14 protein-coding genes, 1 tRNA gene and 1 other annotated feature are annotated in these 9,587 nt (G+C 37.9%); of the genes, 12 read left to right on the forward strand and 3 right to left on the reverse strand.

All coding sequences use genetic code 11. From position 1 onward, the window contains the following. The 6 genes from metG to U0M88_RS03135 all read left to right on the forward strand — a co-directional run. On the forward strand, positions 1 to 519 hold a 519-nt coding region (metG, locus tag U0M88_RS03110), incomplete at its 5' end, for a methionine--tRNA ligase subunit beta (protein ID WP_331868875.1). Between the two features lies 1 nt (position 520). Next, the gene (locus U0M88_RS03115) at positions 521 to 721 is read left to right on the forward strand and encodes a hypothetical protein (RefSeq protein WP_117446330.1); all 201 of its coding nucleotides are present in this window, start codon (positions 521 to 523) and stop codon (positions 719 to 721) included. 36 nt (positions 722 to 757) lie between these two features. Then, a complete protein-coding gene (locus U0M88_RS03120) occupies positions 758 to 1,066 on the forward strand; it encodes a hypothetical protein (RefSeq protein WP_117446329.1) in 309 nt (102 codons plus the stop codon). 1 nt (position 1,067) lies between these two features. Then, positions 1,068 to 1,655 carry a sugar O-acetyltransferase gene (locus U0M88_RS03125; RefSeq protein WP_442902228.1) on the forward strand — a complete coding sequence of 196 codons (588 nt, stop codon included), beginning with the start codon at positions 1,068 to 1,070 and terminating at the stop codon, positions 1,653 to 1,655. A gap of 196 nt (positions 1,656 to 1,851) precedes the next feature. Then, positions 1,852 to 2,943 (forward strand): methionine adenosyltransferase, encoded by a 1,092-nt coding sequence (gene metK / locus U0M88_RS03130; RefSeq protein WP_331868876.1) that lies wholly within the window; start codon positions 1,852 to 1,854, stop codon positions 2,941 to 2,943. 12 nt (positions 2,944 to 2,955) lie between these two features. After that, on the forward strand, positions 2,956 to 4,575 hold the full coding sequence (locus tag U0M88_RS03135) for a potassium/proton antiporter (protein ID WP_331868877.1): 1,620 nt from the start codon (positions 2,956 to 2,958) through the stop codon (positions 4,573 to 4,575). Between the two features lie 27 nt (positions 4,576 to 4,602). Here the strand turns inward: U0M88_RS03135 and U0M88_RS03140 are convergent, their stop codons facing one another. Both U0M88_RS03140 and U0M88_RS03145 read right to left on the reverse strand, forming a co-directional pair. Then, on the reverse strand, positions 4,603 to 4,869 hold the full coding sequence (locus tag U0M88_RS03140; protein ID WP_331868878.1) for a hypothetical protein: 267 nt from the start codon (positions 4,867 to 4,869) through the stop codon (positions 4,603 to 4,605). A gap of 172 nt (positions 4,870 to 5,041) precedes the next feature. Beyond that, a complete protein-coding gene (locus U0M88_RS03145) occupies positions 5,042 to 5,743 on the reverse strand; it encodes a hypothetical protein (RefSeq protein ID WP_331868879.1) in 702 nt (233 codons plus the stop codon). 67 nt (positions 5,744 to 5,810) lie between these two features. Here U0M88_RS03145 and U0M88_RS03150 point away from each other — a divergent pair, with 67 nt between their 5' ends. Both U0M88_RS03150 and U0M88_RS03155 read left to right on the forward strand, forming a co-directional pair. Continuing rightward, entirely contained in the window at positions 5,811 to 6,329 is a 519-nt protein-coding gene (locus U0M88_RS03150) for a DUF3783 domain-containing protein (protein ID WP_303972455.1), read from the forward strand. A 124-nt stretch (positions 6,330 to 6,453) separates the two neighbouring features. Further along, positions 6,454 to 6,529, forward strand: a tRNA-Glu gene (locus tag U0M88_RS03155). Positions 6,530 to 6,607: 78 nt separating this feature from the next. Here the strand turns inward: U0M88_RS03155 and U0M88_RS03160 are convergent. Beyond that, the gene (locus U0M88_RS03160; protein WP_331868880.1) at positions 6,608 to 7,477 is read right to left on the reverse strand and encodes a phosphotransferase; all 870 of its coding nucleotides are present in this window, start codon (positions 7,475 to 7,477) and stop codon (positions 6,608 to 6,610) included. Between the two features lie 50 nt (positions 7,478 to 7,527). Between U0M88_RS03160 and U0M88_RS03165 the strand changes: the two genes are divergently transcribed. The 4 genes from U0M88_RS03165 to rplJ form a co-directional block, all read left to right on the forward strand. Then, positions 7,528 to 7,989, forward strand: a complete 462-nt coding sequence (locus tag U0M88_RS03165; RefSeq protein ID WP_331868881.1) for a hypothetical protein — start codon at positions 7,528 to 7,530, stop codon at positions 7,987 to 7,989. 147 nt (positions 7,990 to 8,136) lie between these two features. Next, positions 8,137 to 8,556 carry a 50S ribosomal protein L11 gene (rplK, locus tag U0M88_RS03170; RefSeq protein WP_022789393.1) on the forward strand — a complete coding sequence of 140 codons (420 nt, stop codon included), beginning with the start codon at positions 8,137 to 8,139 and terminating at the stop codon, positions 8,554 to 8,556. 14 nt (positions 8,557 to 8,570) lie between these two features. Next, positions 8,571 to 9,257: a 50S ribosomal protein L1 gene (gene rplA / locus U0M88_RS03175; RefSeq protein ID WP_117446985.1), complete on the forward strand. Its 687-nt coding sequence runs from the start codon at positions 8,571 to 8,573 to the stop codon at positions 9,255 to 9,257. 29 nt (positions 9,258 to 9,286) lie between these two features. Further along, positions 9,287 to 9,417: a sequence feature (ribosomal protein L10 leader region), on the forward strand. A 30-nt stretch (positions 9,418 to 9,447) separates the two neighbouring features. Continuing rightward, on the forward strand, positions 9,448 to 9,587 hold a 140-nt coding region (gene rplJ, locus U0M88_RS03180; RefSeq protein ID WP_331868882.1), incomplete at its 3' end, for a 50S ribosomal protein L10.

Below are 9,587 nucleotides of genomic sequence, written 5' to 3' on the forward strand. Positions count from 1 at the left end.
ATCTTAGATACATTACATACAAACCAACGTGATTTTGATTCGATTCAGACTTTCGGACAGTTAGAAACAGGCATCCAGATGGAAAAGAAACCGGAAGTTCTGTTTGCCCGTATTGATGAAAAGAAATTCATGGAAGAACTGAATAAAGAATTGGAAGCCCAAAAGGAAGAAAAACCAAAGAAAGAAGAAATTAAAGAAGAAATCACAATCGATGATTTCTCCAAAGTGGAATTAAAGGTTGGTACGATCATTGAATGTGAAAAACATCCTAAAGCCGATCGTCTTTTGGTGGAAAAGATCGATATGGGTGAAGAGATTCGTCAGGTGGTCAGTGGGATTGCCAATACTTATAAACCGGAAGAGTTGATTGGAAAACAGGTTATTGTCGTGACCAATTTAAAACCGGTTAAACTGCGTGGTGTTGATAGTAACGGAATGATTCTTTGTGCAAGCTCTGAAAAGGGATTGTCGATTATCAGTCCGGTAACAGAGATGCCAAACGGTACAGTTGTACGTTAATATGAGTGATCGACAAAAGGTTTTGTTTCGACAGATGCAGCTGGTGATCTTAGGGCTTGTGATTTTGATTGGCGGTATCGTGGCCGATCATCAGGCATTTCGCATCATTGGGATCATCGTATTGATTCTGGGAATTGTTAGATGTTATTCCTTTTGGAAGCTGTTAAAGAAACTGGAACAGGAAGAAGATACAGAGGCTTGATGCCAACTGTATCTTTTTTTGTGCTACACTAAAGCTATGAAAAAAATCTTGGAGAATTTTGCCAGAGGAATCTATGATTCACTGAAAGAAAAAGAAGAAACCAATGTATTTCTCTATTCGGAAATAGAATCCTATGTGATTGCGTTGTTTCGTTCTTTTGTGAATAAAAGTGCTGTATTGATTGGTATTTTCATTGTATCTGTTTTTCTGATCGTACAAAAGACGGATCCTTCCTGGTTCTTTTCCACCGCAATGATCTTCTGGTTTGCATGGTTACTTTCAACCAGTGTTATACGACGTTTTTATATAGAGTTTCAAAGAAGACAGAAGAAAAAAGGAGAGTAGTATGATGACGGAAAAAGAAAAGATGTTGGCAGGTCAACTGTATGACTGCGGTGATACTGAGCTATTGGCTCAATGGCATAAAGCCAAGGATCTGGTGTGTGAATACAATCAAATTCCATCCAATGACGGTGTAAAAAAAGCAGAAATTTTAAAAGAGCTTTTAGGCGGTCAGGGGAAGAATTTATGGATCACACCACCTTTTTATGTTGATTATGGAGAAAATATATATTTTGGTGATAACTGTGAAGTGAATATGAACTGTACTTTTTTAGATGATAATGAGATTCATATCGGAGATAATGCTCTGATTGCACCGAATGTACAGATTTATACGGCTTTTCATCCTACAAATGCTTTGGATCGATTTGGTGAACCAAAGGAAGATGGCTCCTTTGCGTTTTGTAAGACACAGACGGCGCCGGTATATATTGGAAAGAATGTCTGGATCGGCGGTGGTGTTGTTATTTTACCAGGCGTACATATTGGAAATAATGTAGTGATTGGAGCTGGTAGTGTTGTCACCAAAGATATACCCGATAACAGCGTTGCCTGCGGAAATCCATGTCGTGTGATTCGAGAAAATAAATGATGCTTTTGGTTGTCAAAGAGAATCCTTTGTGATTAAATAGTAATGCATTATCAAGAGATGGGTTAGAGAGTTAGCTCGTTGATCCCACGCCAACCTGATATCGGCAGATATTAAGGTGGTCCTGCTAACAGACGATAAGAAGTATCTTGATTTCGACATACTTCTTAGGAAGTATGTTTTTTTATGGAGGAACAGTATGAAAAACTATATCTTTACCAGTGAGAGTGTTACCGAAGGACATCCGGACAAGATTTGTGATCAGATTGCCGATCGTATCCTGGACGCCGCTTTAGAGCAGGATCCTTATTCCAATATGGCTGTGGAATGTACGATCAAGGATGATTTTGTGTTGATTTATGGAGAAGCCAATACCCAAGCTGATATTGACTATGAAGCCATTGCCTTAAAAGAAATTCGTCGTATCGGTTATACCGAAGATTACAAGGTGCATGTTGTTGTCAACCAACAGTCTCCGGAAATTCACAATGCGGTCAATCGAGATGAAATCTGTGCCGGTGACCAGGGAATCATGTTTGGATATGCCTGTGATGAAAGTCGCGAATACATGCCGTTGACGATTTATTATGCGCATAAGCTGGCTCGTCAGCTGACAAAGGTTCGCCGGGAAAATCCGATCTTGAAACCAGACGGAAAAACACAGGTTTCGGTTGAATATGAAAATGATGAGATCAAACGTATCGATACGATCGTTGTCTCCACCCAGCATGATGCCAGCGCGACACAGGAAGAAATTCGCGAGTTGATCATGAATGAGGTCATTAAACCAAGTATCAATGAAAAGTTTTTGGACGAAAACACAAAATACTTCATCAATCCAAGCGGAAGCTTTGTCGTAGGTGGTTCTTTTGGGGATTCCGGAACAACAGGCCGTAAGATCGTTTGCGATACCTATGGTGGAAGAGGCCGTATTGGAGGAGGCTGCTTCTCCAGTAAAGACCCGACAAAGGTCGATCGTAGTGCTGCTTATTATTGTCGGTATGTGGCCAAGAGCTTAGTAGCTAATAAACTGGCCAGAAGAGCGGAAGTGCAGGTCAGCTATGCCATCGGTAAGGCAGAACCGATTTCTTTATGCGTTGATACTTTTGGAACCGGCATCATGGATGATGAAAAACTGTTGGATGTGATCAAAAAGAATTTTAACTTCGATGTCAACAACATCATCCAGGAACTGGATTTAAGAAAGCCAATCTATCATAAGACAAGTTGTTATGGACATTTTGGAGATCCACAGTTCACTTGGGAAAAAATCAAAAATCTAGTATATTAGGAGCATGGGAACATGCTCTTTTTTTGTGGAGGTGATGTTTTGAGTGTTCTTTTGATAGGTATTGGTGTTGTATTTATATTATGTATTTTATTAAACCATTTGTTGGCAAGATTTCCCATCCCTTCATTGGTAATCTTTTTGGTGTTGGGGATATTGTTTGGTGTAGATGGTTTGTTTCAAATTTCTTTTGACGATTATGCATTATCTGAAACGATTTGTTCTACTTGTCTTATTTTCATTATGTTTTATGGAGGCTTTGGAACCAATATTAAACAGGCAAAGAAAATATTGGCTCCAGCTATTCTATTGTCCAGTGTAGGCGTAGTTTTGATGTCTTTTCTTGTGGGTGGCTTTGTTTATTTTGTATTTGGGCTTCCTCTGTACGCCAGTCTTTTGATGGGTGCTGTGGTGTGTTCGACAGATGCAGCCAGTGTTTTTAATGTGCTGCGTTCTAAAAATCTGGCCTTAAAACAAAATACGGATTCCTTGTTGGAAGTGGAATCTGGTTCGAATGATCCTTTTTCCTACATGCTGACATTGATTCTTTCAGCTTTATGTCTTGGTGAATCGATCCATATTCCATGGATGTTGTTACAACAATTGGGGTTTGGTGTGCTAATTGGAGTTTTGGTGGCCAAAGGTGTTTTGTTCCTGCTTCATCAAATGGATCAGTTGTCTTCGGCAGAACGAACGATCCTTTTGTTTGCAGCTTCTCTATTGTCTTATGCTTTTGCTTATAAGGTAGGAGGAAATGGTTATTTAAGTGTTTACTTATGTGGTATCATCATGGGAAACAGTTATGTGCCTGATAAAAAAGATATGGTTCACTTCTTTGATGTATTGACAGAAAACTGTCAAATGATCATTTTCTTTTTACTGGGATTGTTGGTTACCCCTTCTTCCTTACCAAGTCAGTTTACATATGCTTTCTGGATTTCTTTGTTTATGATTTTGATCGCAAGACCATTGGTGTGTACTTTGTTGTTGAAACCGTTAGGTTTTTCCTGGAATAGAATCGCAGTCATTTCAATGGCCGGTTTACGTGGTGTGGCTTCAATCGTGTTTGCTATTATGGCAGTTACCAAAGGCGTGGAGTATCCGCTAAATTTATTTAACATTGTTTTTATTATCGTGTTGATTTCGTTGATTGTACAAGGTTCCTTGCTTCCTAAATTTACAGAGTGGATGAAAATGAAAGACCCTCAAGGAAATATCTTAAAGACATTTAATGATTACCAGGAGGAAGAAGAAATTCGTTTTATTCAAATTCACATGGATGAAAATCACACATATGTCAATAAGACTATTTCTCAGATCGCATTACCAGAACAGATGTTGGCGGTACTGGTTCTTAAAAAAGAAGAAACGATCATGCCAAATGGGAATACCTTTTTGGAAAAAGGGGATACATTAGTATTGGCGGCACATGCATTCGAAGAAACACAGAATTATCAGATGAAAGAAATTTATATTGATGAGCATCATAAATGGTGTCAAAAGAAGGTTTATCAGCTTCCACAAAATATGCCTTATTTAATTGTCATGATCAAGCGACAAAAAGAAATCATTGTACCCAATGGGGATACAATGATTTGTGATGGGGATAAACTTGTGGTGTTAAAACATGTTTAGTAGTTTACAAATAAGTAAAAATTAATCTTACTCTTTAGAAGAAATACCCTCATCTTTTAAAGAATCGTCACTTTTGGGTGCAAACCATTTGTAGTCGATCCATAAAGCTGGAATTAACAGAATAATCATAGCGATGACTCCATAAAATTGAAAGGATAAAAACTCTGCTCTGTCGATACCGGTATTAAAGATATCACTGGCAATAAATCCAAATAAAAGGGGATTCAGAAATAGAAGCAGCTTCTTGTGTTTCCAATTTCTTTTGATGGAAATATTTTTTATAATCAATAACATTATCAATGAAATAGCAACCAAAAGAATCTTTAGAAAGAAAGCATTGTTTAAAATAAAATTATTATTCATCAATACTCCGCCTTTCCTATTATTTCTATATACATTATAACATTAAATAATGAGGAAATTAGAGAACATGGCAATAAAAAATCGTATCTTGAAGCGATACGATTTAATAATTAGTAAGATCATCCGGGAAATCAACTTGATCCAGTGAATTAAAATCACTGATTTGACAATGAATCGTAAAATCAATATCTGATGAATCCGATACAATGCTTTGTTGTCCGGCGATACGCAAAGTAAACTCTTGAAGAATGTCATCTTCTATGACAGCTTCTAAAGTGGCTTCTTTTAACGTAACAGTTCCGTAAGAGTCTAACAGAGTTGAAATCATTTGTGAATTTAAAGTGTAGGAATATGTATTTCCGGAGCGACTGCTGGATTCCATGAAGGAAGCTAATTCTTCATCACTAAAGTTCATAAAAGGATCTTTTACGGAAATCTTTTGATGGGTATCAAGGCTTAAATTAGAAGCTACACTTTGTGAAGTAGTGCCCATGGAATTTAGATACGTCTTTCCATCACGGATGTAGAAACAAAGAAAATCATTCTGGCGGTTTCCACCGGATTCGAGATCAACACGCAAAGCTAACTGTAAATCATCGACTTGGCGATATTGCATGTGTAAATCAATGACCGAATTTTCAATGCTTGCCATTTCAATGCTTCCTTCAATCGTACCCGATTCTGTATCTAAGGTGTTGTGAAATGCGGAAAAAAAGGGAAGGATATCTTTATCTTCTTTGGATTGGCATCCTGTTAGGGCAAGACAAAGACAGAATGTCATAAATAGTGCTATAATCTTTTTCATAGAAGTTTCCTCCTGTTGACAGTATTGTATATATTTTCAGGAGTGAAGTCAAAAGAGGGGTTCTTATATGATTTTGGTTTATTTTAAAGAAGGTTCACAACAAAAAGAAATCGTAGAAAATGTATTAAGCGATCTGCAGGAAGAATTTAAAGAAGTAGGGGATAATCATTTAGATTTGGTGATATCTAAAGTATTTTCCAGTGAAGAAAAACCGGTTAGTAATAAGCTTTATGAAGATTTCTTGTTTCTAGATACGATGAAACAAGATAAAATTCAGCTTTTTGCCAAGCTGTTGAAAGAAAAAGGGATTCGCCTTGGGCGTGTTGCAGTACGCACGGAAAATAATATTTCCTGGAAACTGAAAGATTTGATGGATGAAGTGGAAGAAGAATTTCAATATTTCTTATTGCGTGATAAGCTGTTTGAAATTGTGACCCACCCGGATAAAGAAAGACTAGATACGGATCCTGAATATTTAAAACAGATGTCTTTGGTGTATGCTATGTTAGAAGATTCAAATACGAAAATAGATGATCTAAAAGCAGCTTATATATTATTAACGAAAACGGAAGGAACAAGCATGTAATGAAATGCTTGTTCTTTTTTTTTTTGTAAAAATCCAGAATATTTTTTAAAAAAGTACTTGCGCATTAAAAAAACTCATGATAATATATGTGAGCACTTGCCAAGGAGGCAGGTTTAACATACATGGCGCGTTGGAGAAACGGTTAACTCACATGCCTTTCACGCATGCATTCACGGGTTCGAATCCCGTACGCGTCACCATATGATAAGCAAGTCCTGAAAAGGACTTTTTTTGTTTATTCTCTAAAATAAAAAGAAATCAGCATGAACTGATTTCTGTTATAAGGTATGGATTAATGAGGAAAGAGAATGCAGGGAAAAATGATGATAGTGTTCCATTTTCTCTGTTGCGATTTGTTTGTAGATGAGCTCTTTTCGCTTTTCATAGAGCATATTGGCCCAATAGCCCCATAAGATGTCAGCCATAGCTTCAAACAAGCAGACTTGCGTATTTGATATCGGTAAATGATAGGCTTCATAAAATTGGCTTCTTGCCTCTGGATCCATGATCTGGTTTTCACTAAAGAAACTGGCAATATCAAAACGTCGGTCGTTCATGGCACCATATTCCCAATCAATCAAGTATTCTCTTTGTGGACTAAAAAGGATATTGCCTTGTACGACATCATTATGACAAAGTGTATCCGGTGTATAGATTTCTTTGACGGCATTTAAGATTTTTTCTTCTTGATCAAAATGGATAATAGGGGACTTAATAGCATTCTTATATTGTTCCAGTTTAAAAAAAGGATCAAAGGAAAAAGAAACCTGTACATTTTTTGTATGTAGCTTTTTCAATAATAAAGCGGCTTTGGCATACTTTTTTGGATCAGCACTCTCATGAAACTCGGATACGTTAGGAACATAACTGGTAATCTTTATGCCGTTAATCGTATCAAAATAAAGAGTTTCTACATCGAGATCTTTTACATGCAGGAGGACTTCCTTTTCTTTTTCAAATTGAAGATGGAGGGCGGAGTGCTCACTTTTAGGGGCACGAACGATATATTTTTTCTGATCAACACACAGCAGATAATTATGATTGCTGATGCCTTTATCTAACTTTGTAAGGGAATATTGTGTGGTTTGAAATACATTTTGTATGGTCTGATCGATGATTTGCATATGTACATTGTACTCAAATTTCATTTATATGCAAAACGTGATAAAATAGAACCAATCAATAAGGAGATATGACTATGGAAAACAAGCAAATTCCACCTGTGATCCCGACCGCAGAACAAAAAGAAGAAAGAAAACCGCATCCGCAGGTTCCAAACTCGAAAAAAAGTGAAGTAAAGCCATCGGAAAGCCATACGTCTATGGATTTCAAGACGGTGCTGGCTATCGTATTTGGTGCAGGTTCTATGGCTTTAACAATTTTATCGCCATTTACATTTTTCTTTAATATTTTGGCAATCATTGCCGGCGCAGTAGCTGTTGTTTTGGCACTGTTGTCCTTTGATATCACAAAAGTAAAGATACTGGCGATGATCGTTTCCATCGTAGGATTGGCGATTTCCATTGTGATTGCCGGGTTCTTATTGTTTAGTGCAGCCAGGCTTTCCTGGAGCGTTCAGAACGCTTTCAACAATAGTTATAATTATGACTATAACTATGGTGATAGCTTCTGGGATGATGACGATGATTTCTGGGATTAGAAAAAACAGGAAAAAATTTAGAAAAAGAGCGAAAAGTCCTTGCACTTTGCGCTCTTTTTTTATAATATAAGTAAGCATGCGTGGCAGAGTGCGCAACCACTCGTCGGACCACTGCATAAGAACAAACTATTTAGGAGGTATTGTCTTATGAGCAAAAAGAAAGTTGCTAAGGTTTGTAAGTTGCAATTCCCTGCTGGCGGAGCTAAACCGGGTCCTGCTTTGGCAAGTGCCGGTATCAACATGCCACAGTTCTGTACAGCATTCAACGATGCAACAAAAGACCGTAAAGGGGACTTGGTACCAGTTGTGATCACTGCGTACGAAGACAAGAGTTTTGATTTCATTTTGAAAACAACCCCTGCTGCCGTCATGTTGAAAAAAGCAGCAAACATTCAAAAAGCCAGCGGTGACCAGAAACAGGTAGCTGGAACGATCACAGTAGATCAGTTAAAAGAAATTGCTGAATACAAGATGCCAGATTTGAACGCTAACGATGTAGAAGCCGCTATGCGTATCGTTGCCGGTACAGCTCGCAACATGGGTATCAAAATCGAAGGATTTGAATAGGAGGTTTATCAATTATGGCAAAAGTAAGTAAACGCTATGCTGAAGTCAGCAAATTGGTAGATCGTAACAAAACGTATCCTATCGAAGAAGCTGTTGCTTTGGCAAAACAGACTGGAAAATGTGGATTTGACGCAAGTGTGGAAGTAAACTTCCGCTTAAATGTAGATCCTCGTCATGCGGATCAGCAGATTCGTGGTGCTATGGTTCTGCCTAACGGAACCGGTAAAACACAGAAGGTATGTGTTGTAGCACAGGGGGACAAGGAAAAAGAAGCTCAGGAAGCCGGAGCTGATTTTGTAGGTGGCGCTGATATCATCGAAAAGATCCAGAAAGGTTGGATGGATTTTGATGTATTGATCGCTACACCAGACATGATGGGTCAGTTAGGACGTTTAGGTCGTGTATTGGGGCCTAAAGGTTTAATGCCTAACCCTAAGACAGGTACGGTAACAATGGATGTTGCCAAAGCCGTGGACGAAGTTAAAAAAGGTAAAGTAACATATCGTGTAGATAAAGAAGGAAACATCAATGTTATGATTGGAAAAGTAAGCTTTGAAGATGATAAACTGATTGAAAATTTCCGTGCAATCTACAACACGATCGCCAAAGCTCGTCCAACAACTGTAAAAGGAACTTACATGAAAAACTTAGTTCTTTCTACAACAATGGGTCCTGGTATCCGTGTTACAATCGAAAGATAATTGACAAAAATACCAGAATCAGTAAAATTTAGATTGTTATCAATATTCCAAAGACAGTAACTGTTCATTGAACTTAATTTGTTACCGAGGGTTGATGCTAGTAGTTTTTGAAATGCATTCCATTGACCCGCGTCTTGTATGCGGGTTTTCTTTTGGATATTGTTACAATAAATAGAAAGAGGTGGAACGAATGAATCAACAAATCCTTGCTCAAAAGGAAGCCAACGTTAACGCCTTAGCTGACAAGATGAAGGATGCCAGCTCCATCGTATTGGTTGAATACCGTGGATTGACTGTTGCGGAAATCAATGAATTGCGTAGAGATCTTCG

This window comes from Faecalicoccus sp. (assembly GCF_036552745.1).
Classification (GTDB): Bacteria; Bacillota_I; Bacilli_A; order Erysipelotrichales; family Erysipelotrichaceae; genus Faecalicoccus.

What these genes read in the sequence shown, in the direction of transcription:
- rplA (WP_117446985.1), top strand. Translation starts at nt 8,571, where the DNA reads ATGGCAAAAGTAAGTAAACGCTATGCTGAAGTCAGCAAATTGGTAGAT.
- U0M88_RS03160 (WP_331868880.1), bottom strand. Translation starts at nt 7,477, where the DNA reads ATGAAATTTGAGTACAATGTACATATGCAAATCATCGATCAGACCATA.
- rplK (WP_022789393.1), top strand. Translation starts at nt 8,137, where the DNA reads ATGAGCAAAAAGAAAGTTGCTAAGGTTTGTAAGTTGCAATTCCCTGCT.
- metK (WP_331868876.1), top strand. Translation starts at nt 1,852, where the DNA reads ATGAAAAACTATATCTTTACCAGTGAGAGTGTTACCGAAGGACATCCG.
- U0M88_RS03120 (WP_117446329.1), top strand. Translation starts at nt 758, where the DNA reads ATGAAAAAAATCTTGGAGAATTTTGCCAGAGGAATCTATGATTCACTG.
- U0M88_RS03150 (WP_303972455.1), top strand. Translation starts at nt 5,811, where the DNA reads ATGATTTTGGTTTATTTTAAAGAAGGTTCACAACAAAAAGAAATCGTA.
- U0M88_RS03125 (WP_442902228.1), top strand. Translation starts at nt 1,068, where the DNA reads ATGATGACGGAAAAAGAAAAGATGTTGGCAGGTCAACTGTATGACTGC.
- U0M88_RS03165 (WP_331868881.1), top strand. Translation starts at nt 7,528, where the DNA reads ATGGAAAACAAGCAAATTCCACCTGTGATCCCGACCGCAGAACAAAAA.
- U0M88_RS03145 (WP_331868879.1), bottom strand. Translation starts at nt 5,743, where the DNA reads ATGAAAAAGATTATAGCACTATTTATGACATTCTGTCTTTGTCTTGCC.
- U0M88_RS03135 (WP_331868877.1), top strand. Translation starts at nt 2,956, where the DNA reads ATGCTCTTTTTTTGTGGAGGTGATGTTTTGAGTGTTCTTTTGATAGGT.
- U0M88_RS03115 (WP_117446330.1), top strand. Translation starts at nt 521, where the DNA reads ATGAGTGATCGACAAAAGGTTTTGTTTCGACAGATGCAGCTGGTGATC.
- U0M88_RS03140 (WP_331868878.1), bottom strand. Translation starts at nt 4,869, where the DNA reads ATGTTATTGATTATAAAAAATATTTCCATCAAAAGAAATTGGAAACAC.